This window comes from Allobranchiibius huperziae (assembly GCF_013410455.1).
Taxonomy (GTDB): domain Bacteria; phylum Actinomycetota; class Actinomycetes; order Actinomycetales; family Dermatophilaceae; genus Allobranchiibius; species Allobranchiibius huperziae.
This window is the reverse complement of sequence record NZ_JACCFW010000001.1, coordinates 239,686-263,701: the sequence shown is the minus strand read 5'-3', so window position 1 is coordinate 263,701 and position 24,016 is coordinate 239,686. Positions and strand designations below refer to the sequence as shown.

General features: G+C 67.7%; 23 protein-coding genes and 1 tRNA gene. 7 read left to right on the top strand and 17 right to left on the bottom strand.

All coding sequences use genetic code 11. From position 1 onward, the window contains the following. Positions 1-58: 58 nt before the first annotated feature. On the bottom strand, positions 59-1,582 hold the full coding sequence (gene glpK / locus HNR15_RS01290) for a glycerol kinase GlpK (RefSeq protein ID WP_179478468.1): 1,524 nt from the start codon (positions 1,580-1,582) through the stop codon (positions 59-61). A 104-nt stretch (positions 1,583-1,686) separates the two neighbouring features. Then, complete coding sequence (locus HNR15_RS01285) at positions 1,687-2,451, bottom strand: MIP/aquaporin family protein (protein ID WP_179478467.1); 765 nt, start codon at positions 2,449-2,451, stop codon at positions 1,687-1,689. A gap of 199 nt (positions 2,452-2,650) precedes the next feature. Here HNR15_RS01285 and HNR15_RS01280 point away from each other — a divergent pair, with 199 nt between their 5' ends. Continuing rightward, positions 2,651-4,378 (top strand): glycerol-3-phosphate dehydrogenase/oxidase, encoded by a 1,728-nt coding sequence (locus HNR15_RS01280; RefSeq protein ID WP_179478466.1) that lies wholly within the window; start codon positions 2,651-2,653, stop codon positions 4,376-4,378. A 39-nt stretch (positions 4,379-4,417) separates the two neighbouring features. On the opposite strand, the gene HNR15_RS01275 is transcribed toward HNR15_RS01280, so the two are convergent. After that, positions 4,418-4,792, bottom strand: a complete 375-nt coding sequence (locus HNR15_RS01275) for a DUF2256 and DUF3253 domain-containing protein (RefSeq protein WP_179478465.1) — start codon at positions 4,790-4,792, stop codon at positions 4,418-4,420. 117 nt (positions 4,793-4,909) lie between these two features. Here HNR15_RS01275 and HNR15_RS01270 point away from each other — a divergent pair, with 117 nt between their 5' ends. After that, positions 4,910-5,842 (top strand): alpha/beta hydrolase, encoded by a 933-nt coding sequence (locus tag HNR15_RS01270; protein ID WP_179478464.1) that lies wholly within the window; start codon positions 4,910-4,912, stop codon positions 5,840-5,842. Between the two features lie 18 nt (positions 5,843-5,860). Here HNR15_RS01270 and HNR15_RS01265 read toward each other — a convergent pair whose 3' ends face one another. Further along, positions 5,861-6,463, bottom strand: a complete 603-nt coding sequence (locus tag HNR15_RS01265; protein WP_179478463.1) for a glyoxalase superfamily protein — start codon at positions 6,461-6,463, stop codon at positions 5,861-5,863. Positions 6,464-6,615: 152 nt separating this feature from the next. Here HNR15_RS01265 and HNR15_RS01260 point away from each other — a divergent pair, with 152 nt between their 5' ends. The 3 genes from HNR15_RS01260 to HNR15_RS01250 are packed head-to-tail and all read left to right on the top strand — an operon-like array spanning position 6,616 to position 9,328. After that, positions 6,616-7,341, top strand: coding sequence for a response regulator transcription factor (locus HNR15_RS01260; RefSeq protein WP_279538801.1), 726 nt, complete (start codon positions 6,616-6,618; stop codon positions 7,339-7,341). Positions 7,342-7,346: 5 nt separating this feature from the next. Then, positions 7,347-8,885, top strand: coding sequence for a sensor histidine kinase (locus HNR15_RS18525; protein WP_179478462.1), 1,539 nt, complete (start codon positions 7,347-7,349; stop codon positions 8,883-8,885). Continuing rightward, positions 8,885-9,328, top strand: coding sequence for a GtrA family protein (locus HNR15_RS01250; RefSeq protein WP_179478461.1), 444 nt, complete (start codon positions 8,885-8,887; stop codon positions 9,326-9,328). The genes HNR15_RS18525 and HNR15_RS01250 overlap by 1 nt, the downstream gene beginning before the upstream one ends. 24 nt (positions 9,329-9,352) lie before the next feature. On the opposite strand, the gene HNR15_RS01245 is transcribed toward HNR15_RS01250, so the two are convergent. The 10 genes from HNR15_RS01245 to HNR15_RS01200 form a co-directional block, all read right to left on the bottom strand. Then, positions 9,353-10,207 carry a DeoR/GlpR family DNA-binding transcription regulator gene (locus HNR15_RS01245; protein WP_179478459.1) on the bottom strand — a complete coding sequence of 285 codons (855 nt, stop codon included), beginning with the start codon at positions 10,205-10,207 and terminating at the stop codon, positions 9,353-9,355. A gap of 26 nt (positions 10,208-10,233) precedes the next feature. After that, positions 10,234-11,022: a triose-phosphate isomerase gene (locus tag HNR15_RS01240; RefSeq protein ID WP_179478457.1), complete on the bottom strand. Its 789-nt coding sequence runs from the start codon at positions 11,020-11,022 to the stop codon at positions 10,234-10,236. A gap of 40 nt (positions 11,023-11,062) precedes the next feature. Further along, on the bottom strand, positions 11,063-11,548 hold the full coding sequence (locus HNR15_RS01235; protein ID WP_179478455.1) for a ribose-5-phosphate isomerase: 486 nt from the start codon (positions 11,546-11,548) through the stop codon (positions 11,063-11,065). Then, positions 11,545-13,275: a dihydroxyacetone kinase family protein gene (locus HNR15_RS01230; protein WP_179478453.1), complete on the bottom strand. Its 1,731-nt coding sequence runs from the start codon at positions 13,273-13,275 to the stop codon at positions 11,545-11,547. The genes HNR15_RS01235 and HNR15_RS01230 overlap by 4 nt, the downstream gene beginning before the upstream one ends. A gap of 69 nt (positions 13,276-13,344) precedes the next feature. Continuing rightward, on the bottom strand, positions 13,345-14,379 hold the full coding sequence (locus HNR15_RS01225) for a D-ribose ABC transporter substrate-binding protein (protein WP_179478451.1): 1,035 nt from the start codon (positions 14,377-14,379) through the stop codon (positions 13,345-13,347). 57 nt (positions 14,380-14,436) lie between these two features. After that, entirely contained in the window at positions 14,437-15,588 is a 1,152-nt protein-coding gene (locus HNR15_RS01220) for an ABC transporter permease (RefSeq protein ID WP_179478449.1), read from the bottom strand. Between the two features lie 25 nt (positions 15,589-15,613). After that, positions 15,614-17,173 carry an ATP-binding cassette domain-containing protein gene (locus HNR15_RS18720; RefSeq protein WP_179478447.1) on the bottom strand — a complete coding sequence of 520 codons (1,560 nt, stop codon included), beginning with the start codon at positions 17,171-17,173 and terminating at the stop codon, positions 15,614-15,616. Beyond that, on the bottom strand, positions 17,170-17,874 hold the full coding sequence (locus HNR15_RS01210; RefSeq protein ID WP_179478445.1) for a DUF2291 family protein: 705 nt from the start codon (positions 17,872-17,874) through the stop codon (positions 17,170-17,172). Before HNR15_RS01210 ends, HNR15_RS18720 begins: the two co-directional genes overlap by 4 nt. Next, positions 17,874-18,905 carry an alcohol dehydrogenase catalytic domain-containing protein gene (locus HNR15_RS01205; protein WP_179478443.1) on the bottom strand — a complete coding sequence of 344 codons (1,032 nt, stop codon included), beginning with the start codon at positions 18,903-18,905 and terminating at the stop codon, positions 17,874-17,876. Before HNR15_RS01205 ends, HNR15_RS01210 begins: the two co-directional genes overlap by 1 nt. Positions 18,906-19,353: 448 nt before the next feature. Further along, positions 19,354-19,447, bottom strand: a tRNA-Ser gene (locus HNR15_RS01200). Positions 19,448-19,590: 143 nt separating this feature from the next. Here HNR15_RS01200 and HNR15_RS01195 point away from each other — a divergent pair. Beyond that, positions 19,591-21,246, top strand: a complete 1,656-nt coding sequence (locus HNR15_RS01195) for an LCP family protein (RefSeq protein ID WP_179478441.1) — start codon at positions 19,591-19,593, stop codon at positions 21,244-21,246. A 151-nt stretch (positions 21,247-21,397) separates the two neighbouring features. Here HNR15_RS01195 and HNR15_RS01190 read toward each other — a convergent pair whose 3' ends face one another. Further along, positions 21,398-21,601: a cold-shock protein gene (locus HNR15_RS01190; RefSeq protein WP_179478439.1), complete on the bottom strand. Its 204-nt coding sequence runs from the start codon at positions 21,599-21,601 to the stop codon at positions 21,398-21,400. 256 nt (positions 21,602-21,857) lie between these two features. Between HNR15_RS01190 and HNR15_RS01185 the strand changes: the two genes are divergently transcribed. Next, the gene (locus HNR15_RS01185; protein ID WP_179478437.1) at positions 21,858-22,070 is read left to right on the top strand and encodes a TOBE domain-containing protein; all 213 of its coding nucleotides are present in this window, start codon (positions 21,858-21,860) and stop codon (positions 22,068-22,070) included. Between the two features lie 34 nt (positions 22,071-22,104). Here HNR15_RS01185 and HNR15_RS01180 read toward each other — a convergent pair whose 3' ends face one another. Together HNR15_RS01180 and HNR15_RS01175 are read right to left on the bottom strand one after the other, a co-directional pair. Further along, entirely contained in the window at positions 22,105-22,770 is a 666-nt protein-coding gene (locus tag HNR15_RS01180) for a response regulator (RefSeq protein ID WP_179478435.1), read from the bottom strand. Further along, a complete protein-coding gene (locus tag HNR15_RS01175) occupies positions 22,767-24,002 on the bottom strand; it encodes a sensor histidine kinase (protein ID WP_179478433.1) in 1,236 nt (411 codons plus the stop codon). The genes HNR15_RS01180 and HNR15_RS01175 overlap by 4 nt, the downstream gene beginning before the upstream one ends. Positions 24,003-24,016: the final 14 nt, after the last annotated feature.

The following is a 24,016-nucleotide window of genomic DNA, read 5'->3' as shown; positions in this document are numbered from 1 at the left end:
TACGGCGAAGGGCCCGCGGCGCGTACGCCACGGGCCCTTCAGCTGAGCTGAGCTCAGGTCAGTACAACTCGGACGGGTCCTTGTCGGTCCAGTCCAGGGTGCGCTGCACGGCCTTGTTCCACTTGGAGTAGAGCCACTTGACCTTGTCCTTGTCCATCTTGGGCTCCCAGCGCTTGTCCTCGGCCCACTGCTTGCGCAGCTCGCCCTCGTCCTTCCAGAACCCGACGGCGAGCCCCGCGGCGTACGCCGCACCGAGCGCCGTCGTCTCGCTGACGACCGGACGGATGACCGGCACTCCGAGGATGTCGGCCTGGAACTGCATGAGGGTCTCGTTGACGACCATGCCGCCGTCGACCTTCAGCTCGGTGAGAGCGACACCGGAGTCGGCGTTCATCGCGTCGACGACCTCACGTGACTGGAACGCGGTCGCCTCCAGCGCGGCGCGGCAGATGTGGCTGCGGTTGTTGAACCGGGTGAGACCGACGATGACGCCACGCGCATCCGGGCGCCAGTGCGGCGCGAAGAGGCCCGAGAACGCCGGCACGATGTAGACGTCGCCGTTGTCGTCGACCTCCTTGGCGTAGTCCTCGACCTGCGGCGCGGAGTCGATCATCTTCAGGTTGTCGCGCAGCCACTGCACCAGGGAGCCGGTCACGGCGACCGAGCCCTCGAGCGCGTAGATCGGCTTCTTGTCGCCGATCTTGTAGCAGACGGTAGTGAGAAGGCCGTTCTTGGACATGACCTTCTCCTCACCGGTGTTGAGGAGAACGAAGTTGCCGGTGCCGTAGGTGTTCTTCGCGGTGCCGACCTCGAAGCACACCTGCCCGAACGTCGCCGCCTGCTGGTCGCCGAGGATGCCGGCGATCGGCACCCCGGCCAGCGGGCCGCGCTCGCGGACCTTGCCGTACTCCTCGGAGCTGGAGTGGATCTCCGGGAGCATCGACTTGGGGATGCCCATGTCCTTGACGATGTCGTCGTCCCACTGGAGCGTGTCCAGGTCCATCATCAGGGTGCGCGAGGCGTTCGTGACGTCGGTGTAGTGCTTGCCGCCGTCGGTGCCGCCGGTGAGGTTCCACAGCACCCAGGTGTCCATGTTGCCGAAGAGCAGGTCGCCGGCCTCGGCCTTCTCGCGGGCGCCGTCGACGTTGTCCAGGATCCAGCGCACCTTGGGGCCGGAGAAGTACGTCGCGAGCGGCAGCCCGACCTTGTCCTTGTAGATGTCCGCGCCCTTGTCACCGGCGAGCTCGTCGCAGATGCGCTGGGTGCGGGTGTCCTGCCAGACGATGGCGTTGTAGATCGACTTGCCGGTGGTCTTGTCCCAGACGACCGCGGTCTCGCGCTGGTTGGTGATGCCGACCGCGGCGACGTCGCTGGTCGCGGCGTCCAGTTTCACCAGAGCGTCGGCGCAGACCTGGCGGGTGTTGTGCCAGATCTCCTCGGGGTTGTGCTCGACCCACCCCGACTTGGGGAAGATCTGCTCGTGCTCCATCTGCGCCTGTGCGGCGATGGCGCCGTCGTGGTCGAAGAGGATGCAGCGGGTGCTGGTCGTCCCCTGGTCGATCGATGCGATGTACTTGGCCATGGTGCTGATCTCCTAGATGGGTGCGGTAGGCGCGACTTCCTGGGGGTCGGTCCGTCGGCTCCCTAAGAAGTATCGAAGAGCAACGAGCCCTTCGCAGGGGTTCGTTACATGTAGGCCCGGGCGACCAGCGCCGCGAGCAGGCAGCCGATGATCGGGCCGACGATCGGCACCCAGGCGTAGCTCCAGTTGCTGGAGTCCTTGTTCGGGATGGGCAGCACGAAGTGGGCGATCCGGGGTCCGAGGTCGCGGGCCGGGTTGATCGCGTATCCGGTCGGGCCACCGAGGCTCACTCCGATAGCGACCACGATCAGGGCGACGCCGAGCGCGCCCGCGGGCGCGTCGCTGAAGGTGGTGCTTCCGGAAGCACTACTGATCTTGTTGGTCATCCCGGACACCAGGACGTAGAAGATCAGCACGAAGGTGGCGATGATCTCGGTCACCAGGTTCCATGCGTACGACTTGATGGCCGGGCCGGTGGAGAAGATGCCGAGCGACGGTGCGTCGAGCCGGTCGTCGAACTGCTTCTTGTACGCCGCCCACATGGCCACCGCGCCGAGGAAGGCTCCGAGGAACTCACCGGCGAAGTAGACCAGCGTCGACCCGGGGGTGATGGACACTCCCGTGGCATAGGTCTTGGCGCCGCTCGCCCAGAGCCCGATCGTGACGGCGGGGTTGAGGTGGGCGCCCGACTTGTACGCGGCGTACACACCGCCGAACACACCGAGGCCCCAACCGAAGTTGATCATGAGCGTGCCGCCCTCGAAACCGCCCGACTTGGGCAGCACGACGTTGGCGACCACGCCGGTACCCAAGACGATCAGGATCGCGGTGCCGAGCACCTCACTGAAGAACACCGACCACAGACTCATTGACTCTCCTCGGTAGGCCCAGGTAGCAGCTCGTGTGAGCGGCGTCACAACGTACCGTACGCCGCTCTACCGTGATCCAGATCACGTCTTCGGTCCAGCCTGCTCGCAGGGCTCGCACAGGACGCGACCGATCCAGGACGGTGCCCAAGGTGACATCGGGCGGGCTTAAGCTCGGAACGACACCCGATGAGGAGCTCCCATGGTGATGCAACCTTTCAGCGCGACCCTGTCGCCGCAGCAGCACGAGCAGGCCTGGAACGCATTGCGCGACACAGAGTTCGACGTCCTGGTCATCGGCGGTGGTGTCACCGGGGCCGGTTCGGCACTCGATGCCGCCACCCGGGGTCTGAAGGTCGCGATGGTCGAGGCGCGCGACTTCGCGAGCGGTACGTCATCGCGCAGCAGCAAGCTGTTCCACGGTGGTCTGCGCTACCTGGAGCAGCTCAACTTCAGCCTGGTGGCCGAGGCGCTCAAGGAGCGCGAACTGATGCTCACCACCATCGCCCCGCACCTGGTGCACCCGGTGCCGTTCCTCTACCCGATCAAGCACCGTTACTGGGAGCGCCCGTACATCGCGAGCGGCCTGATGCTCTACGACAACATCAACGGCAAGCAGTCGGTGCCCCGCCAGAAGCACCTCACCCGCACCAGCGCGCTGCGGCTCTTCCCCAGCTTGAAGAAGAGCGCCCTCGTCGGGGCGGTGCGCTACTTCGACGCCCAGTCCGACGACGCCCGCCACACGATGACGGTGGTGCGCACGGCCGCCCACTACGGCGCGGTGGTGCGCAACTCCACCGAGGTCGTCAAGATCGTCAAGGAGGCCGACCGGGTGGTCGGCGCCGTGGTGCGCGACGTCGAGAGCGGCGATGAGGTCACGGTCCGCGCGAAGGTCGTGGTCAACGCCACCGGGGTGTGGACCGACGACGTGCAGAAGATGGCCGGCGGCCGGGGGCGCTTCCACGTCCGCGCGTCCAAGGGCGTGCACATCCTCGTGCCGCGCGACCGCATCGCCGGCGAGGTCGGGCTGATCCTGCGCACCGAGAAGTCCGTGCTGTTCGTCATCCCCTTCGGGCAGCAGTGGATCATCGGCACCACCGACACCGACTGGGTCTACGACCTGGCGCACCCCGCAGCGACGTCCAAGGACATCGACTACATCCTTGAGCACGTCAACACCGTGCTCACCACCCCGGTCAGTCGCGACGACATCCTGGGCGTCTACTCCGGCCTGCGGCCCCTGCTCGCCGGTGAGAGCGAGGACACCAGCCAGCTGTCGCGCGAGCACGCCGTGGCACGTCCGCAGCCCGGCCTGATCTCGATCGCCGGCGGCAAGTACACGACGTACCGGGTGATGGCGGCCGATGCGATCGACGCGTGCGCGGAGGACCTGGGCGAGCTCAAGCCGTCGGTCACCGAGCACGTGCCGCTCGTCGGCGCCGACGGCTACAAGGCGATGATCAACCTCAAGAGCGAGCTCGCGAAGGAGGCCGGCATCTCCACCTGGCGCGTGGAGCACCTGCTCGGTCGTTACGGATCGAAGCTGAACGAGGTGCTGTCGCTCGGCGACGACGACCGCTCGATGCTGGACCCGGTCTCCGGTGCCGAGGAGTACCTGCGGGCGGAGTTGAAGTACGCCGTCACGCACGAGGGCGCGAAGCACATCACCGACGTCCTGACCCGGCGCACCCGCATCTCTATCGACACCAAGCACCGCGGTGTGGACTGCGTGGACGAGACGGCGGCGATCATGGCCGGCGAGCTCGGATGGGACGAGGCGACCATCGAGCACGAGAAGGCGGCCTACGTCGAGCGGGTCCACGCGGAGCGCAAGTCCCAGGAGCTGGCCACCGACGAGGAGTCCGACGCGGCACGTCGCGAGGCGGCCGAGAGCCGTGGCGGCCTGCGTCAGGTGACCGCCACCCGCTGAACGCCCCACTGAGCCGGGCCCGTCGAGGACGAGCCCGGCTCAGGCGCGTCGGATGCGGAACAGGCCCTTCGCCGTGGACGGGTGGACCACGCGGCTCCCTTGCACGATGACGACCTGGCCGGACTCCACGAGTCGTCGCGCGGCGCGCCGAGCCGGCTCCGCGAGGTCCTCGTCGACGTCGCCGCGAGCGCTCACCGCCTCGGCCGCGTCGCTCGGTGCGATGGTGGCGGTGCGCGAACCGGACGCAAGCAGCCGCAGGATCGCCTCCTCTAGCAGCGTGTCGGTCTGCGTGACCCCACGACGACGGCACGCGGCGGAGCAGTAGCGGACCTGCTCCCAGTCGCGCTCCCACTTCCGGCGCCACTCGATCCGGCGCCCGCACGACACGCAGGTCTTCGACGGCGGCGTGCTCATGCGTACAGTCTGCGGCCGCCGTCGACCTCGCACGGGCATCCGGGGAGGGGCCGCGACACTGGGCCGCCCGGCCACTACGGTGACGCCAACCCGTCCCACCGCGATCGCGAGGTCTCCATGCGCGCCGACACCTTCCTCCTGCAGTCCGCCGACGACACACCGCTGCACGTACGTCGATGGCTGCCCGACGGCGACCCCACGGCGGTCGTCCAGGTGGCTCACGGCATGGCGGAGCACTCGGGCCGCTACGAACGGTTCGCGCAGGCGCTGACCGCGGCGGGGTACGCCGTCTACGCCGAGGACCACCGCGGCCACGGCCGCACCTCCGGGGGTGCGGACACCGGCTACCTCGCCGACTCCGACGGCTGGAACGTGGTGGTGGAGGACCTGGCCGCGGTCACCGCGCGAGCCTCGTCCGAGCACCCCCACCTGCCGGTGGTGCTCTTCGGGCACAGCATGGGCTCGTTCCTCGCACGGTCGTACGCGATGGTCCACGGCACCGACCTCGCCGGGCTCGTGCTGTGCGGGACGGCCGGCGACCCGGGCACCCTCGGCGCGGTGGGCAAGGGGGTGGCGACGCTCGAGGCGCGGACCCTCGGACGCCGCCACACCAGCAAGGTGATGAACACCCTGACCTTCGGTCAGTACAACGCGGCGTTCAAGCCGAACCGCACCGACTTCGACTGGCTGTCGCGCGACCCGGCCGAGGTCGACGCGTACATCGCCGACCCTCGGTGCGGCGAGGTGTTCACGGCCGGGTTCTACGTCGATCTGCTCGGCGCCCTCGCCCAGATCAACCGCGACGACCAGGTCGCGCGCATCCCGGCCGGCCTGCCGATCCTGCTCATCTCCGGTGATCACGATCCGGTCGGTGGCAAGGGCGGCGCCGGCGTCAAGGCCGTCGCGGCGCAGCTGGAGAAGTCCGGCGTTCGCGACGTGACGCTCACGCTCTACCCCGGTGCCCGGCACGAGCTGCTCAACGAGACCAACCGCGACGAGGTCACCGCCGACGTCCTGGCCTGGATCGCCGCGCACCTCCCCCGGGACTGAGGGGAAGGACCGCCTCGCTCAGGCGCGCTGCCAGAAGACGATCCGGTTGTCGAACGGGTCCAGCACCGTCATCGTCTGGCCCCATGCGTCGCGACTGATCCCCGGCCGTGCGTTGCGGTGCCGTTGGACGAGCAGCCCCTCCCGGTAGGCCGCCAGATCCGGGACGGTGATCATCACCCCGCTGCCGGGCGTGGCGTCGCCGTGGTGTTCGGACAAATGCAGGATGCACCCCTCCCGTCCCACCTCGGCGTAGACGGGGGTCTCCGTCTCGAACTGGTGCTCCCAGCGCCAGGTGAATCCGAGGAAGGAGCAGTAGAACTCACGGGCGAGCTGATGATCGAAGACCCGCAGCACAGGTATCACCCGCTGGCGCCCGACCGGGTCGTCCTGACGTTCGGGCGCGGCGGCGTGGAAGGTGTTCCAGTCCCGGTGTCCGGCCGCGTGGGCGGCCGCCTCCAGGACCTGGGAGTGCGAGATGCCGCCCTGCCCGGAGAGCTCTCGTGCCAGTGCCTTGGCTTCGGTGGTGGTGATCACGACGTGTCCTGTCCGCGCGGCGTCGTCCGGTCCCTGCGTTGCCGGATGCCGCGCGAGGAGCGTCGGATCATCCAGAATCGGATCCACCGGTGTTCACCATCGAGGCAGGGGGCTGGCCACCGGAAAGCCGCCACCGACGATACCCGCGCGACCGGCGCCGCGTCCCGCAAAGGGCTCACACAGAGAAGACACAGGCTGGGCCTGGACGGAGTACAGGCCGGACCGGTCTACTGAGTGTCATGCCTACGAACGCGGCCACTCTGAAGCACACCGACGGCAGCAACGTACGCGTGCTGGTTGTCGACGACGAGTCCAACCTGACCGAGCTGCTGAGCATGGCCCTGCGCTACGAGGGCTGGGACATCAAGTCCGCCGGCACCGGGTCGAGCGCCGTGCGGGTTGCCAAGGAGTTCAAGCCGGACACCGTCGTGCTCGACATGATGCTGCCGGACTTCGACGGTATGGAGGTGCTGCGGCGGCTGCGCGACGACGACCCGACCCTGCCGGTGCTCTTCCTCACGGCCCGGGACGCGGTGGAGGACCGCATCGCGGGGCTGACCGCCGGCGGCGACGACTACGTCACCAAGCCCTTCAGCCTGGAGGAGGTCGTCGCGCGGGTGCGCGCGCTGCTGCGCCGGTCGGTCCAGCTGACCCAGGAGTCCTCCTCGACCCTCGTCGTCGGTGACCTGTCCCTGGACGAGGACAGCCACGAGGTGGTGCGCGACGGCACCGAGATCTCGCTGACCGCAACGGAGTTCGAGCTGCTGCGCTTCATGATGCGTAACCCCAAGCGCGTCCTGTCCAAGACCCAGATCCTCGACCGGGTGTGGCACTACGACTTCGGCGGCCAGGCCAACGTCGTCGAGCTCTACATCTCCTACCTGCGCAAGAAGATCGACGCCGGCCGGTCGCCGATGATCCACACCATGCGTGGCGCGGGGTACGTCCTCAAGCCCGCGGCCTGAGCCGCATGAGTACCGCGCTGCACCCTTCCCGGTGGACCCTGCGGACCAAGCTGGTCTCCTCGGTCCTCCTTCTGTTCGTCGTGATCATCATGGCGATCGGCGCCCTGACCGTCTGGCAGCTGCAGAGGACGTTGGCGGACAGGATCGACCAGCAGTTGGTCACGTCGGCCCAACAGTTGGCCGTGCCGTCCGCGGATCGCAGCGATGCGCTCAACTATCAGGGGGGAGGCGGCAACTCCCTGCGGGTCGACCTCTACGCAGGCAACGTCGTCTATGTCCAGGACCTGCAGAACGGAGGCATACGTCCGAGCGCGCTCATCAACAGGCTGGGCGCGCCTCCCACGCAGTTGTCCGTGGCTCAGATCAATATCGTGCGCACCGCCGGGATCGGCGACCACCCGTCCACCATCGGGCTGGGGCGGGCGGGAGATTACCGCGTCATCGCCGTGAGTCACGCGGCGAAGCTGCGCACTCAGGCGACAGGTCCGCCCTCATCGCAGACCGTCACCACGATCGTCGGACTTCCTCTCGGCGACACCTACGCGGCCGTCCGCAGGGCCGCGCTCGCCGTGGCCCTGCTGTCGGGTGCCGGATTGATCCTGGTCGGCCTGGCCACGGCATATGTGGTCCGCCGCAACCTCGAACCCCTGCGCCGGGTCGCCGAGACCGCGACCCGGGTCTCGACCCTTCCGCTGTCCGCCGGTGAGGTCGTCATGCACGAGCGGGTGGATCCTGCGGACACCGACGAGCGCACCGAGGTCGGCCAGGTCGGTCTCGCGCTCAACCAGATGCTCGACAACGTCGACGGCGCGCTGACCGCACGTCAGGAGAGCGAGACCCGCGTGCGGCAGTTCGTCGCGGACGCCAGCCATGAGTTGCGGACGCCGCTCGCCTCGATCCGCGGGTACGCCGAGTTGTCTAGGCGCGAGCGCGAACCGGTGCCGACCGGCGTCCAGCACGCGATGAGCCGCATCGAGTCCGAGTCGGATCGGATGACCGCATTGGTGGAGGATCTGCTGCTGCTGGCCCGGCTGGACTCGGGGCGGCCGTTGGACCGCGAGCCCGTGGATGTCACGCTGCTGGCCATGGAGACGATGTCGGACGCGCATGCCGCGGGCCCGGGGCACCGGTGGAAGCTCGACCTGCCGGACGAGCCGATGGAGGTCGTCGGCGACGAGGCTCGGATCCGCCAGGTGCTGATCAACCTGTTGGCCAACGCGCGACGCCACACACCCGAGGGCACCGAGGTGACCACGCGCGTGGCCGGCGACGGCGGTGACGTCGTGGTGACGGTGTCCGACGACGGCCCGGGCATCGAGCCCTCCCTGCTGCCGCACATCTTCGAGCGCTTCACGCGTGGCGACTCCGCACGCACCCGCACGGAGGGCTCGACCGGGCTCGGGCTCTCGATCGTGCACGCGGTCGTGACGGCGCACGGCGGAGACCTTCGCGTGCAGTCCGTCCCGGGGCGGACCACCTTCACGATGCGGATGCGGCGCTCGTTCCAGGAGACCCCGGCCTCGATGCCGTCGGTGGCTCCCTGATGTCGGCACGCCGCAAGCTCGGCGCCCAGGTCGTGAAGTTCGCCGTCATCGGCGTCGGCAGCACGGTGCTGAACCTGCTGCTCTTCGCCCTCCTCCGGCACGCCCTCGGCAATCAGTGGGCGAACATCACGGCGCTGCTCATCTGCACCGTGATCAACACCGCGCTCAACCGCCGCTACACCTTCGGCGCCAGAGGGACGGGTGGCGCGGCGCGGGTGCAGCTGCAGTCCCTGGTGCTGCTCGCGATCACCGTCGCCATGACGTCCGGCGCGCTGGAGATCCTGCGGCAGACCGACCCGCATGCCGACAGCCTGGTCTCGACCGGCACCGTCGCCGTCGGCAACGTGATCGCCACCGTCATCCGTTTCCTACTGCTGCGGCGGTGGTTCGCTCCGGCTGCCCCCGAGGTCGTCGCCGCCGAGTCCGCCCCGACCGCACTCTGAGGTCCCGCGCCCAGGCGCGCTCGTTCAGTGCTCGAATTCGCCACGTGCCGAACGACCGCGCGGCACCCCGGCGACTCCGCGCATCGGCGCCACCACCACGTGGATCCCCTGGTCGCGCATCCTCGTGACGTGCTGGTCGGGCGTGCCGGCGTCGACGATCACCGTGTCGAACGCCGACAGGGGCGCGAGCGCGTGCAGCGCCCGCTTCTCGAACTTGGTGTGATCCACCAGCAGGATGCGCCTGCTGGCCGAGTCGAACATCGCCCGCTTGATGTCGACGGTCTCCAGCGCCTGGTGGAAGACGATGTCGTCGGTGATCGCCGCGGTCGACATCAGGAACGTGTCGGCGCGCAGGTTGGAGATGGCCTGGGTCGTCATCCGGCCCATGAACGCACTGCACCAGTTGTAGTACTCACCGCCCAGTGACAGCAGGGTGATCCCCCGCGCACCGCGCAGCTCGTTGATCAGTGTGAGCACGTTGGTGATGACGGTCAGCGGGCTCTTGCTCTGCAGGTGCGGAGCCATGTGCGCCACCGTGGTCGAGTCGTCCAGCAGGATCGCCTGCCCCGGTTCGACGAAGTCCATCGCCGCGATGGCGATCGCTTCCTTCTCCCGTTTCTCACGGCCCGTGCGGTAGATGTCGCTGGACTCCACCAACGACGTCGCGGTGGCGGTCGCGACCCCGCGGCTCTTGCGCAGGATGCCGCGGCTCTCCAACTCGTCCAGATCCCGGTGCACGGTCATCACGCTGATGTCGAAGCGCTCCGCGAGCTCTTCGATCCGCACCGCGCCCTGCGCCATCACCGCTTCGGTGATCGCCCGCTGGCGCGCCATCTGCCGGCTTTGACGGCTGTCGGCGGCGACGGGTTCGGTGGACATCCGGTGCAACCTGCTCAGTTGTTCGGTCAGGACAGAACACCGGACTCTATCGCGGTGATCTCGTCCAGGATGGCTCGCAGCGCGGTGACGTCGTGCGCGAAACGACCGAGGAACAGCCCGTCGACGGATTCGTGGATGAGGGTCCACAGCCCCGGTGCCGCGCTGCCGCCGTAGATGACGCGCGACCCGGCGACCACCGGATGCCCGCGTACGTACTCGCGCAGGGCGCGTGTCACCTCGCCGATGTGCTGGGCATCGGCCGGCTCGGCCCGGCCGATGGCCCACTCGGGCTCGTACGCGAGGACGACGTCCGCGCGCGCATCGTCCGGCAGGTCGGCGAGCGCGTTGCTCAGCTGCCGGATGCAGTCGGCCACCGCGTCGTCGGTGGCGCCGGGCTCTCGTTCCCCCAGGCACAGGACCGGCGTCAGCCGGTTGCGCACCGCGGCCGCGAACTTGCGCGCGATCGTGGCGTCGTCCTCGCCGAAGAACCGACGCCGCTCGACGTGCCCCACCTCGACCAGGGTGCAGCCGATGTCGCGCAGGTCCGCGCCGCTGATGCCGCCGGTGAACGCGCCGCGGTCCTCCCAGAACAGGTCCTGGGCGCCGACCTGCACTCGGGTGCCGGTCGCGATGTCGAGCACGGCGGGGACGACGGCCATGGAGGGCAGTACGAACAGATCCACTGTGCCGGAGCTCGTGCTGTCGTGCTCGGCCGCGAGCCGCACCACGTCCTGCGCCCATTCGACGGCCCGGGCGGGACCGAAATACATCTTGAGACTGACACCGATGAGGGGCGGACGCGCGGCACCGCTCACTGCAGGCGCGGGATCAGCCGCGCGCGTGCAGCGAACCGTCTCATGCCCGTTCCTCGGGGTGAGCGGTGCTGCTCTCGTAGCGGTCGAGCACGGCGACCTTCTCGGCCGAGGACGAGGCCTCGTCGAACTCGTAGGTCAACCACTCGCGCGCCAGCCGCCGCGCCAGCTCCAGACCGACGACCCGCTGGCCGAAGGTCAGCACCTGGGCGTTGTTGCTGAGCACGGAGCGCTCGACGGACAGGCTGTCGTGGGCGGTGACGGCGCGGACGCCGGGCACCTTGTTGGCCGAGATCGCCACCCCGAGGCCAGTGCCGCAGACCAGCAGAGCGCGGTCGGCCTGCCCCGTGCGGATCAGCTCCGCAGCGGCGATCGCGACGGTCGGGTACGGCGTGTGGCTCTCGGCGTCGACGCCCACGTCCTGCACCGACGCCACATCCGAGCTGGCCTCGAAGTCGGCCTTGAGGGCCTCCTTGTACTGGAACCCCGCGTCGTCGGAGCCGACGACGATCCGCAGCTTGGGACTCATGGTGTCTCGGCTTTCGTGGAGGTGAGCGTGTCAGCGATCGCTGTCACTGCGAGGGCGAGCGAGAACGCGCCCGGGTCCGGTGTCCCCACGCTCTTCTCTGCGTGCGGTCGGGCCCGGCCGATCTTCGGCACCAGGTCCGCGGTGGCGGCCGCCGCGTCCGTGCACACCGCGGCCGCGGCCGACCAGCTCTCGGGCAACGACCGGCCGGCATCGGCGTTTCTGCGCAACGCCTCGGCGAAGGGGAAGAGGGAGTCCAGCATCGTCTTGTCGCCGCGCTCGGCCTTGCCGAAGCGCCCCAGTGCATCGGCGGCGTCCTGCACTCCGGAGGCGATGACGTCGGCGTCCGGTCGCTCCTGGTTGCCGAGCCGCGCCGCGAGCGTGCGCAGCGCCACCCCCCACAACGCGCCGGAGGTGCCGCCGGCCTTGTCGGCCCACGCGTCGCCCGCCGCTTCCAGCGCGGACTGCGCGCCGGCTCCGAAGCCGAGAGTCGCGTCGATCGCATCGACGGCGGCCCGCGCACCCCGTTGCATGCCGATCCCGTGGTCGCCGTCGCCGGCGACCGCGTCGAGCCTGCCCAGCTCTTCGACGTTCTCCTCGACCGTGGCCCGGACGGCGTGCAGTGCAGCCGCGGCCCGGCGCGCCACGCGCCGGGACTCCTCGCTGGCCGCCGGGTAGCCGCGTTCGCTCGCACCCGTCTCGTCGGGCAGTCGGGCCGCCTGCCCGGCGGCGTCCACGCTTCCGCGCCGGTACGCGGGCGCCGCGGCGGGCGAGGTCCAGGCCGCCTCGATGTCGTCGGTGAGCCACGTGACGGTCAGGGACACTCCCGCCATCTCGAAGCTGGTGACCATCTCACCCACCTCGGGCGCGACGATCGTGAGACCGGCGCCCTCCAGGTCCGCGGCCACGGTGCGGTAGGTGACGAAGAGCTCCTCGGTCTTGACCGAGCCCAGGCCGTTGAGGATGACTGCTACTCGGGTCTCGTCGTGGCGCCCGGCGGCCTCGAGCACCCGGCTGACCAGCAGGTGGGCCAGTTCGTCGGCTGTCGGCAGGGCGGCCTCATCGATCCCGGGCTCGCCGTGGATGCCCATCCCCACGGCCATCCGACCCTGCGGGACGGAGAAGAGAGGCGCATCTGCTCCGGGTAGGGTGCACCCGGAGAACGCGACTCCGAGGGTGCGGGTGCGCTCGTTGGTCTCGCGCGCCAGGTCGTGCACCTCGTCCAGCGTGCGGCCCTGCTCAGCCGCCCACGCAGCGGCTCGGAACACCACCAGGTCTCCCGCGACCCCCCGGCGCTTGCCCCGCTCGGCGTCCGAGGCGCTGGAGATGTCGTCGGTGACCACGACCGTGCGACACGGGATCCCCTCGGCGATCAGCCGTTCCTGTGCCTGGTCGAAGTTGAGGACGTCGCCCGCGTAGTTGCCGTAGGTGAAGAGCACTCCGGCCCCGGTGGCGACGGACGCGGCCACCGAATAGGCCTGCTGCGCCGACGGTGAGGCGAACACGTTGCCCAGTGCGGCCGCGTGCGCCAGGCCCTGGCCGACCAGCCCCGCGAAGGCCGGGTAGTGCCCGGATCCGCCGCCGATGACGACCGCCACCTGGCCCTGCGGGGTGGCCGTGGCGCGCGCGACCCCGCCGTCGACGCGGCGTACCAATTCGTGGTTGGCGAGCACGAAGCCGTCGACCATCTCATCGGCGAACGAGCTGGGGTCGTTCAGGAGATAACTCATACCTGGTCCTTTCTGCTCAGCAGGTGCCGGAACCGCAAGACCGTCGGTCCCGGCACCTGACGACCATCGTCACGGGGTATAAGTGAATGGCCCGGTCATCTTGCTGACATTCGCCTTCGTGATCAGAATGCAGTTGAACGACTGCTTCTCGACGGCGGAACCGGTTTTGCCGGTCTTCAGGTATTCGTCCGCTTCTTCGACAGCCTTCTGAGCGAAGGTCGCCACCGGCTGCAGGACGGTGTACTGCAATTCCCCGCTCTTGATCGCAGCGACGGCATCGGGTGAACCGTCGAATCCACCTACCTTGATGGAGTTGAGCTTGCCTGCTTCCTTGAGCGCCGCGATCGCGCCGAGGGCCATCTCATCGTTACCAGAGATGACACCGATGATGTTCGGGTGCGCCTGCAGCATCGATTGCATCTTGTCGTGACCCTGGGTGCGGATCCAGTTCGCCGTCTGCTGGGCCACCTTCTTGAGCCCCGGGTACTGACCGAGCACAGCCGCGTACCCGTCGGACCGGATAGCCGCGTTGTTGTCGGTGGGCAGACCGTACAACTCGACGTAGTTGCCCTTCTGCCCCACGTCCTTCACCCATTGTTGTGCGCCGAGCGCCGCACCCTGGGCGTTGTTGGAGATCAACTGCGCCTTGGCAACGCCGGGCGTGTCGATCTCGGCGTTCACCAGGAAGACCGGGATCCCTGCCGCCTCGGCCTTCTTGACATTGCCGACCGAACCGGTCGCGTTCGCCGGATCGAGGATCAGGGCCCTGGACTTGTTGGCGATCGCCGTGTCGACCAGATTGCTCTCGGTGTTCAGGTCCCCCTTCGACGCCGACACGTTCGCGGTGTAGCCGAGCTTGACGGCCTCAGCTTTCGCCACGTTCCCCTCAGTCAGCCAGAACGGGTTCGACGGGTCGTTCACGATGATGGATATCAGGCCGCCCTTCTTGGTCGAACCCGTCGCCGACGACGAGGACCCCGAAGAGGTCGAACTTGCTGACCCCTTGCCGCTCGACTTGGCGGCAGAACTGCTGGAGCCGCAACCTGCGATCGTCAAAGCGACGATCGCTCCGGTCGCAAGAACCCCGATCTTCTTCTGGGACATGCGAGATTTCCTTTCATCGGTTACATCAGAGGGCACATCAGGACTTTCAGGTGAGCACTACGTCTGCGGTGAGCCGACGGCGCCGCCCAGGGACTCGGTACCCGAGAGCCCTGCACCCGTCGGGGCTTTGGGTTCGCGTGGTGACTGCGTCTTCCTCGGTCGCCGAGAGCGGTACTCGATTCCGTTCAGGAGAACCGCCAGGACGATGACCGCGCCTGTGAAGACCGTCTGCCAGTAGGCGGATACGCCGACGATCGTCAATCCGTCGGACAGGAAGCCGATGACGAATGCGCCCAGGAGCGTGCCCCTGATGTTGCCGCGGCCGCCCATCAGGGACGCCCCGCCGATGACAACGGCAGCAATGGCCGTCAATTCATACGATGTGCCGTTCACGGGGCTCGCTGCCGTCAACTCCGACGACAGAACGAGACCGGAGATGGCCGCGCAGACACCGGAGATGACGTACACCGACGTCTTCACCCGGCGCACCGGCACTCCCGACAGCTCCGCGGCCCGCTCGTTGCCACCGGATGCGTACAGCCATCGACCGAAGACTGCTCGACTGAGGGTGAGCGAGATGACGAGGGCCACGACCACCATCACCCAGACTCCGACCGGGATGCCGAGGATGTCGTTGAACCCCAACCAGTTGAAGCCCGTGTTGCCGAGTGACGGGTCGCCCGACAGGTTGTTGTACGGCTGGCCGTTCGTCATCAGCTCGGCGAATCCGCGGACGACGTACAACGTCCCCAAGGTGGCGACGAAGGCGGCGACCTTCAGCCGGCCGACCAGCACGCCATTGATGAGGCCCACCAGAGCGCCCACCAGGCAGCACACGATCACGACCACCCAGACCGATGGGAATGCCGTCGTCGATGTGCCCGGTATTTTCACCCCCTGCATCATGTATCCGGCCACCATTCCGGACAGACCGAGCGTCGACCCGACGGACAGGTCGATTCCACCGTTGAGGACAACGAGCAGCTGGCCGATCGCAAGGAGCGCATAGATCGCGACGTGCGATGACATGGTGATCAGGTTGCCGGTGGTGAAGTAATTCCCTGACAACGACGCGAAAACCACGATGATCACGATCAATGCGAGGAACGCACGTCCCTCGAGGAGGACCTTGCCGACGCTGAGGTCTTTCGGCATGAACGATGGAGCCTTCCTGTCCGACCCGATCTTGTCGGTCGTGGGAGCACTCATGAGATTCTTCCCGTTCCCTGTGATATCAGGCGACCACGGTCTCGCCGGCGGCGGCCATGATCGCTTCTTTGTTGATGTCAGGTCCGAATTCACTAACTATCCTGCCCCTGCGCATCACGATGATCCGATGCGGAATACTCAGGCATTCGTTGACCTCGGAGGTCGAATAGATGACTCCCAGGCCGGATCGAGCACGCTCCGCGAGCAGCTTGAAGACTTCTGCCTTCGCACCGATGTCGATTCCGCGGCTGGGCTCATCGAGCAGGATCACCTCAGGCTCGGTCGCCAGCATCTTTCCGATGACGACTTTCTGCTGATTCCCGCCGGAGAGCGATCCGATCATCGCCCCTCCCCCCGAGGTCTTGACATGTACCGCACGAATACCGGCGGACACCAGGCTGGCCTCACCGGATCGGGACATGAGCAGGTTCTTCGCGAACGACCTGAGGCTGGCGAGGGAAAGATTTCGACCGACGGTCATCGTCTGCACCAGACCATCGCGTTGGCGATCCTCCGGTACGAGACCGAGGCCGGCCGAAATTCGCTCGGCGATCGACAGGCCCGCGATATCGCGGCCCTTCAACATGACCCGCCCGTCGACGATGGGCTCCTTGCCCGCCACCGCTTCCAGGAGCTCGGTCCTGCCGGCCCCCATGAGGCCGTAGATGCACACGATCTCGCCCTCGTGGATCGTCAGCGACAGGTTGTCCACCAAGGCGCGACCCGGATTCTGCGGATCGTCGACCGTGACGTTCTCGATGGCAAGAGCGACGGCTCCGAATGTGTAGCCCTCCGGTGGAGACCCGAGGTCGAAGTGCTCCCCCACCATGTTGCGCACGATCCATCTCAGGTCGATGTCCGCGGCGGATCCGGTGGCTGTGATCGACCCATCGCGGAGCACGACCGCGAAATCGGTGATCTGGAGCGCTTCTTCCAGATGGTGGGAGATGTAGACGATGGACACCCCGCGGGCGGTCAGGTCATGAATGACCTTGAAGAGCACTTCGACCTCGGTTGCGCTGAGCGCCGACGTCGGCTCGTCCATGATCAGGATCCGCGCATCGACCGAGAGCGCTCGGGCGATCTCGACGATCTGCTGCTGACCCAGTCGCAGGGACGACACGAGGACGGAGGGGTCGATGTCCTCTTCCAGTTCTCGCAACAGCGCTGCGGCCTGGCGCGTCTCTTCCGCGTAATCGATTCCGGTCGCGGATCGAATCTCACGACCCATGAAGATGTTGTCGCGCACGCTCAGGTTCGGCGCCAGGCTCAATTCCTGGTGAATGATCGAGATCCCCAGATCCCGAGCCTCGACCGTCGAGGAGAACGCGACGTCTCTCCCGTACAACTCGATGGTGCCGGACGTCGGTTTCTCCACGCCCGACAAGATCTTCATCAGTGTCGACTTCCCGGCGCCGTTCTCGCCGAACAGTGTCGTGACGGTGCCACGATGAATGTCGAAATTGACACCTTTGAGTGCCTGCGTACCGCCGTAGCTCTTGACGATGTCCCGTGCTCGCACGACGACGCTGTCCTGACCGGCGGGCTTGTCCGGCTGTTCACTGGCGCCCGGGTTGTCGCTCACGACACCGTCAGCTTCGAGGGGGTGATGGTCCACAGGGCCGGGTTGATCAATCCGAAGGCACCCTCGACCGTCACGGTCCTACCCGTGAGGTCGGAGACGCCAGCCTTCGCGAGAACCTGTGACTTCATCACGTTGTTCAACGCCAGCGCGGCGTTCAGGAAATCGGTCTGGTTGTTGATTCCCGGCGTGTTCTGGGTGTACTGGCCCGACACATCGCGCAGATCCGTGCTCAAGATCGCGGGTCCTGTGACGAGATGGATGACCTGTGTCGTCGGTACGCCCGAAACCGCGATGTTGTATATGCCGCCACCGGTGTTGCTCTTGACGACGCCGGTGAACTTCACCGGGATCTCCGGACCGATCGCTCCGTTGGGAGTGATGCCGACCTTCGCGCCGGTCGGGTCCTTCTTCAGATCGGCCACCAGAGTCGACGCCGCGATGGCATGCGTCGAGATGTACTTCTGCACGGCTGGGAAGTTCCTCTGGGCCCACTCCGCAGGGCTGAAGGCGACCACTCCGCCGTTGGCGCCCGCGCTCGCGGTCTTACCGCCCGCGTAGGTGGTGCCGACGGTGAGCATCAGAACCAGGACCACGACGAGCACGGCCGGCGGCGCGAAACGCCTGAGCGCCAGCGCACCCGGCCCTCGCCGCACGCCGCGACCACCGTCCTGCGTGGGCGCGACGTCGGTGGCGGTGCTCATCAGAGGAGCACCTTCGACTCGCTGTCGTTGGGCCGGATCTGCAGCTTGCGGCCGGTGCCGGCGCGGAACATCGTGAGCGCGTCGGAGTAGTCGTCGAGGCTGAAGGAGTGGCTGACCATCGGCGCGGCCTTGATGGCGCCGGCCTCGAACATCTCCACCGCGCGACCGAAGGAGTTCAGGACCGCCATCGACCCGCCGATCGACAGTTCGTCGCGGTAGACCCGGAACGGCGCGTACTGGGCGACCGCGTCGGTCGCGGCCACGCCGAAGTGCTGGAACGACGCGCCGGGCTTCAGCCGCTTGAGACCGTCCTCGATGGCCTTGACGTTTCCGGTGCAGTCGATCACCACGTCCCACAGGTCGCGATCCGCGTCGTCGGCGTTGGTGTACCGGTGCTGGATCCCGACGTCCGCAGCGACCTGCAGGCGCCCTTCGTTGACGTCGACCACGGTGACCGAAGCGGCACCGGCGTAGGGCGCGAGCTGCGCCATGAGCAGGCCCATGGTGCCGGCGCCGTAGACCAGCACGTGGTCGCCCATCCGACGCGGCAGCTGATCCCACCCGCGGATCGAGCACGCCAACGGCTCGATCAGAGCGGCAAGATGCAGGTCGGTGTCGGGCTTGAGCTTGAAGACGTTGGCGAGCGGCGCCACGAACCGCTCCTGCGACGCGCCGTCCGAGGCCACCACGCCGAGGCCGTTCCAGGACCGGCACAGGTTGTTCTTGCCGTTGAGACAGAACTCGCACTCGCCGCAGACCGTGCTCGGGTTGATGGCGACGTGATCGCCGACGGCGAGCTTGTTGATGCTGGTGTCACATCCCTCGCCGAGCGCCACCACGGTTCCGGTGGCCTCGTGGCCCGGGACCAGCGGGAAGACGGTCCCCTCGAACTCGCCGTCGAAGACGTGGGCGTCGGTGCCGCAGATACCCACCGCGGCGGTCTCGATGAGCACCTCCTTGAAGCCGGGCTTGGGCTCGGGCCGATCTTCGAGGACCAACGTGCCCTCACTGGCGAAAACGACTGCACGCATGCCTGGCTCTCCTTGTATCGACGTCTGGCCCGTCGTCCACGTTCGACGGGCCGCTGCCCACGTTCGTGTGAGAATTGTGTGATCTTGTGCTGCTTTCGGGTGATGTTTAAAGTAATCTGGGTCACAGCAGCCTGTCAACAGATCCCGGCACAACGATAGTCACGGTCGCGTAACGCCGCACTGGAGCTCACATGTGGTGCCGGTTAAAACGCTGCAATCATTGGTGATACGGCGATCCGACCCGGCTGGCCGACCTGATGCGACCCATCATTCGGAGCATTGCCACAGGGGCGGCGGACGCGCTCCCACGGCCTCATTCTTCACACAGCGAGCGCACAGCAAGCGGGCGCGACACTGCTTCATTCGGCAGGAGGGTGTCCACAGTGTCCAGGGATGCGCGAAACCCCCACCGAGCCGCGGCTCGATGGGGGTCCGACGTGATTCCTTGTGGCGGAGGCGGAGGGATTTGAACCCTCGATGGGGTTGTAGCCCCAAACCCGCTTAGCAGGCGGGCGCCATAGACCTGACTAGGCGACGCCTCCAATGCAAGCGTCGGCAAGGTTACCGGCGCGACAGCGAAGGGCCAAACCGATGCTGATCTGCTGTTCTGGCACCTGCGATGTGCACAGGTGATGGATGATGTGGTGGGCTTGGTTGATTTTCGACACAACTTACGAGAGCAGACATGACTGAACGCGGCGAACCCGGTGCGCCTCACCGCCGGGCGCAGCTTCCGCGCGCGTCGCGTCCGTCGACGACCGACGATGCGGTGAGCTCCTCCGAGGCCGACGACGGCGCCGGTTCCCGGCGTGCCCGCCCGGCCGGTGCCACCGCCACGGGCCCACGCACGCATCTGAGGTCGCGCTCCGCGGTTCGTGAGACGCGCGCGCACGAGGTGCGCCGCGCGCTGCTGCTGACCACGATGAGCGCGATCGTGCCGGGGCTGGGCCTGACCCTCACCCGCAGGCGCAAGCTCGGCGCCGTACTGCTCGGCTTCTCCGTGATCCTCTTCGTGGTGCTCGCCTGGCTGCTGACCCGCGGCGGCATCATGCACGGCGCGGCGCGGCTGCTGTCCACCCGTGGCTTGCTCTTCATGCTGTTCGTGTGCGTTGTCGGCGGGTTGATCTGGCTGGGGGGCATCCTCGCGACGTACGCCGAGACCTCCGGCCGTCGGTGGCCGAACCAGACCAAGTGGATGCACCGGCTCTTCACCGCCGTGCTCTGCATGGTGATCGCTGTGCCCGCGGCGGTCGCCACCAACTACGTGTGGGTCACCAAGGGCACCCTCGGCCATGTCTTCGTCCCCCGGTACAAGGGACGCGACGCCGTACAGCACACCCCGGTGGCGGGCTCGGACCCGTGGAAGTCGGTCCCCCGCATCAACATGCTGTTCCTGGGCTCGGACGCGGGCGCGGACCGCACGGGCGTCCGCACCGACTCGATCATGGTGGCGAGCATCGACACCCACACCGGCGACACGACGCTGGTCAGCATCCCGCGCAACCTGGAGCACGTACCGATCCCGACCAGCAACCCGTTGCACAAGATCTACCCCAACGGCTTCTACTGCCCCAACCGCGGCACCGGCCACGAATGCCTGATGGACGCGCTGTGGACCGAGGCGGGCACCAATTATCCGACCCTGTTCCCCAAGGACGAGAAGAACCCCGGCCTGGACACCACTCGCGAGGTGGTCAGCGACATCGTCGGTATGCCGATCGACTACACCGTGGTGATCGACCTGGCCGGTTTCCAGAAGCTGGTCGACGCGATGGGGGGCGTCTACGTCAACGTGCCGGCCGGCGGCATCGCCATCGGCGGACGCATCGTCAACGGCGAGATCGTGCCGGGCAGCATCACCGGCCGAGTGCCCGGCGGCTATCGCAAACTGAACGGCTACCAGGCGCTGTGGTACTCGCGCAGCCGCGTGGAGAACAGCGACGACGACCGCACGCGCCGCCAGCGGTGCATGGTCAACAGCCTGATCAACCAGGCGAACCCGTTCACCATGATCACCAAGTTCACCGACGTGATGAGCGTTGCTCGTCAGAGCATCACGATGGACATCCCCCAGGACCACCTGGACGCGTTCGCGACGCTGGTCAACCGCATGAAGAAGGGCGACATGCGCAGCGTCAACCTGAGCTACCCGACCATCGCGAGCGGGAACCCCGACTTCGCGAAGATCCGGGCGCTGATCAAGGCCGCCATCGACCGTCCGCACACCGCCAAGAAGCCGAAGTCGGCGACGACCTCCACCTCGCCCACGACGCCCAGCACGTCGACTCCGTCCTCGACCGCGTCGGCCAACCCCATCTCCGACACCGCCAGCTCCTGCTGACGCAGGCTCGGCCCGGCACCACATAGGTTTCGGGCCGAGCGGGCCACCCTGCACCGGCTGACATGACAAAGCACCCCGCCACCGTTCGGTAGCGGGGTGCTCGGCAGGAGTTGGTGCGGCGAGCCGCGGACTCCTTAAGTCTGTCGAAAGATCAGACCGCGACGACGTTGGTCGCCTGCGGGCCCTTGTCGCCCTGGGTGATCTCGAACTCGACGCGCTGCGCCTCGTCGAGGCTCTTGTATCCATTGGTCTGGATGGCGGAGTAGTGGACGAAAACGTCCGGGCCCCCACCGTCCTGCGCAATGAAGCCGAAGCCCTTTTCAGCGTTGAACCACTTGACGGTGCCCTGTGCCATTCGGGGTAACTCTCTATCTATTTCCGGCGTGGAGCTTCGCGGATGCAAAGCTCCGGCTGCCTCGGCCGAACCCACAAGTCATGAACCGTGGCCCACATGCAAAATGCCCGCCTACCTGCTGCGGGCACTCCATCGTCCTGCGAGAAACTCCAACTGCAACCACGGCTGACGCTAGCACGGATCGGGGTGCCTGTCCCACCCCTCTTCGGTGGGATCCTGAAGCGCGATCACCCGCGTCAACTCAGGGAGATGAACCATGCGCCTGTCCACCCGTAATCAGCTTGCCGGCACGGTCACCGAGGTCACCGTCGGCGCCGTGATGGCGACCGTCAAACTTCGGCTCGACGGCGGTGGTCAGCAGGTCACCGCCAGCATCACCAAGGAGGCCGTGGAGGAGCTCGGACTGACGGTCGGGAGCAAGGCCATCGCCCTGGTGAAGTCCACTGAGGTGATGATCGGCGTCGAATGAGCGACGCCGATCGTCCAGCGGTGGCGGGTCAAGGTCACCGGGGCCGGGCGAGCCCGGACTCGTAGGCGTAGATGACGACCTGCACGCGATCCCGCAGACCGAGTTTGCGCAGGATCCGTGCGACGTGCGTCTTCACGGTCGCCTCGGACAGGGTGAGACAGGTGGATATCTCCCCGTTGGACAGGCCCGCGGCGACCTGGTCGAACACGTCACGCTCGCGAGCCGTCAGTTCGGCGATGGCGTCGTCCTGCACCCGCGACGGCCGCAACGCGGTGAACGCGCCGGCATAGCTCTCCAGCAGGCGACGCGTCGTACTGGGCGCGATCACGGCATCGCCCCTGGACACCGCGCGCACGGCGCGCACGAACTCGTCGGTCTGTGCGTTCTTGAGCAGGAATCCGCTCGCACCGGCCCGCAGCCCCTCGAAGGCGTACTCGTCCAGGTCGAACGTGGTCAGGATGATGACCCGCACGTCCGGCCAGTTCGTCGCGATCGCCCGGGTGGCGTCGATGCCGTTCATCCCGGGCATGCGCACGTCCATCAGGACCACATCGGGCGCGGCCCGTGCGATGTCCACCAGCGCCTGGGCACCGTCGCTCGCCTCCCCCACGACCTCCATGTCCTCCTGCGCCCCGAGGATCATGGAGAACCCCTGCCGCAGCAACGGCTGGTCGTCGACGAGGAAGACCCGGATCGTCACTGCGGGTCCGGCATCGGGTCGGTGTGCAGTACGGCGCGCACCGTCCAGCCTCGCGGGGCGCTCGGGCCAGCCACCGCCGTACCGCCGAAGAGCGCCGCCCGCTCCGACATCCCCTGCAGCCCGTGGCCCATCCGCCCGCGGCCGTGTTCATCGATACGGGCCCCGTCGTCCTCGATCTGCACGCGCAGTTCGTCCTCCCCCACGGTGAGTGCCACGTCGACATGCTGCACCGACCGGGCGTGCTTGAGCACGTTCGTCAGACTCTCCTGCACGATGCGGTACGCCGCCAGCTGGGCGGTCGCAGGCAGCACGCGGACGTCGCCGGTGATGCTGAGCCGCACGTCGAGGCCGGCGTCGCGCACCATCGCGACCAGATCCCCCAGCTGCGCCAGGCCGGGTTGGGGAAAGAGATCGGCCTGGGCATCCTCGCGCAGGACGCGCAGCATGCGGTGCATCTCGCTGAGCGCCTGACGGCCGACGTCGGATGCCTGCACGACCGTCGTGCGCATCGCCTCCGGCGACGCGACGGCCGCGGCCGCGTCGTTGAGGGTGATCATCACCGACAGGCTGTGCGCGATGACGTCGTGCATCTCGCGCGCCATCTGTGCGCGGTCCGCCGCGATGGCGATCTGGGCCTGCCGGTCCCGGTCGCGCTCGGCGGTCTCCGCCCGCTCGAGGGTGGCGCGAAGGTAGGCCCGCCGGGTTCGCGCGTAGACACCTGCGATCCAGGCCGCGGCGACCACCGCGGTGAACATCAGGGTGTGCAGCGGGCGCTGGCTCGAGGGCGCCCAACGGATCATGACCAAGGCGACACCCAGCCCGGCGACGACCACGGCGGCGGCCATCGTCGCGCGGCGTACCTCGCTGCTGCTGAAGGTGTAGAGCGCGATGAGGAACGCCAGCGGCCCCGAGGCGCGGACGTCCTGCAGCCACTGTCCGAAACACAGCACCGAGACGAGCGCAAGGCACACCGTCGGGTAGCGACGGCGGACGATCAGCGGTGCGGCGAGGGCGAGGTCCCACCACACCGCCGCGGATACCCGGGCATCCGGACCCTGGGTGTCCATCAGCACCGTGGCGGCACCGAGCGCGACCGCGATGCCCACGTCCATCACCTGGGGTGTGCGCAGCGCCTGCGGTAGACGTCCGAACCCGGACCGCCGGACGTCCGGGGTCCGCGTCGGCCGCGCCACCGGGGCTGCCGGTGGCACCGTCGCGGACGCCGGAGTCATGGCACCGAGTGTGG

Excerpts from the sequence above, each read along its gene's own strand:
- glpK (WP_179478468.1), bottom strand. The coding sequence starts at position 1,582 with ATGGCCAAGTACATCGCATCGATCGACCAGGGGACGACCAGCACCCGC.
- HNR15_RS01285 (WP_179478467.1), bottom strand. The coding sequence starts at position 2,451 with ATGAGTCTGTGGTCGGTGTTCTTCAGTGAGGTGCTCGGCACCGCGATC.
- HNR15_RS01280 (WP_179478466.1), top strand. The coding sequence starts at position 2,651 with ATGGTGATGCAACCTTTCAGCGCGACCCTGTCGCCGCAGCAGCACGAG.
- HNR15_RS01275 (WP_179478465.1), bottom strand. The coding sequence starts at position 4,792 with ATGAGCACGCCGCCGTCGAAGACCTGCGTGTCGTGCGGGCGCCGGATC.
- HNR15_RS01270 (WP_179478464.1), top strand. The coding sequence starts at position 4,910 with ATGCGCGCCGACACCTTCCTCCTGCAGTCCGCCGACGACACACCGCTG.
- HNR15_RS01260 (WP_279538801.1), top strand. The coding sequence starts at position 6,616 with ATGCCTACGAACGCGGCCACTCTGAAGCACACCGACGGCAGCAACGTA.
- HNR15_RS18525 (WP_179478462.1), top strand. The coding sequence starts at position 7,347 with ATGAGTACCGCGCTGCACCCTTCCCGGTGGACCCTGCGGACCAAGCTG.
- HNR15_RS01250 (WP_179478461.1), top strand. The coding sequence starts at position 8,885 with ATGTCGGCACGCCGCAAGCTCGGCGCCCAGGTCGTGAAGTTCGCCGTC.
- HNR15_RS01245 (WP_179478459.1), bottom strand. The coding sequence starts at position 10,207 with ATGTCCACCGAACCCGTCGCCGCCGACAGCCGTCAAAGCCGGCAGATG.
- HNR15_RS01235 (WP_179478455.1), bottom strand. The coding sequence starts at position 11,548 with ATGAGTCCCAAGCTGCGGATCGTCGTCGGCTCCGACGACGCGGGGTTC.
- HNR15_RS01230 (WP_179478453.1), bottom strand. The coding sequence starts at position 13,275 with ATGAGTTATCTCCTGAACGACCCCAGCTCGTTCGCCGATGAGATGGTC.
- HNR15_RS01225 (WP_179478451.1), bottom strand. The coding sequence starts at position 14,379 with ATGTCCCAGAAGAAGATCGGGGTTCTTGCGACCGGAGCGATCGTCGCT.
- HNR15_RS01220 (WP_179478449.1), bottom strand. The coding sequence starts at position 15,588 with ATGAGTGCTCCCACGACCGACAAGATCGGGTCGGACAGGAAGGCTCCA.
- HNR15_RS01210 (WP_179478445.1), bottom strand. The coding sequence starts at position 17,874 with ATGAGCACCGCCACCGACGTCGCGCCCACGCAGGACGGTGGTCGCGGC.
- HNR15_RS01205 (WP_179478443.1), bottom strand. The coding sequence starts at position 18,905 with ATGCGTGCAGTCGTTTTCGCCAGTGAGGGCACGTTGGTCCTCGAAGAT.
- HNR15_RS01195 (WP_179478441.1), top strand. The coding sequence starts at position 19,591 with ATGACTGAACGCGGCGAACCCGGTGCGCCTCACCGCCGGGCGCAGCTT.
- HNR15_RS01190 (WP_179478439.1), bottom strand. The coding sequence starts at position 21,601 with ATGGCACAGGGCACCGTCAAGTGGTTCAACGCTGAAAAGGGCTTCGGC.
- HNR15_RS01185 (WP_179478437.1), top strand. The coding sequence starts at position 21,858 with ATGCGCCTGTCCACCCGTAATCAGCTTGCCGGCACGGTCACCGAGGTC.
- HNR15_RS01175 (WP_179478433.1), bottom strand. The coding sequence starts at position 24,002 with ATGACTCCGGCGTCCGCGACGGTGCCACCGGCAGCCCCGGTGGCGCGG.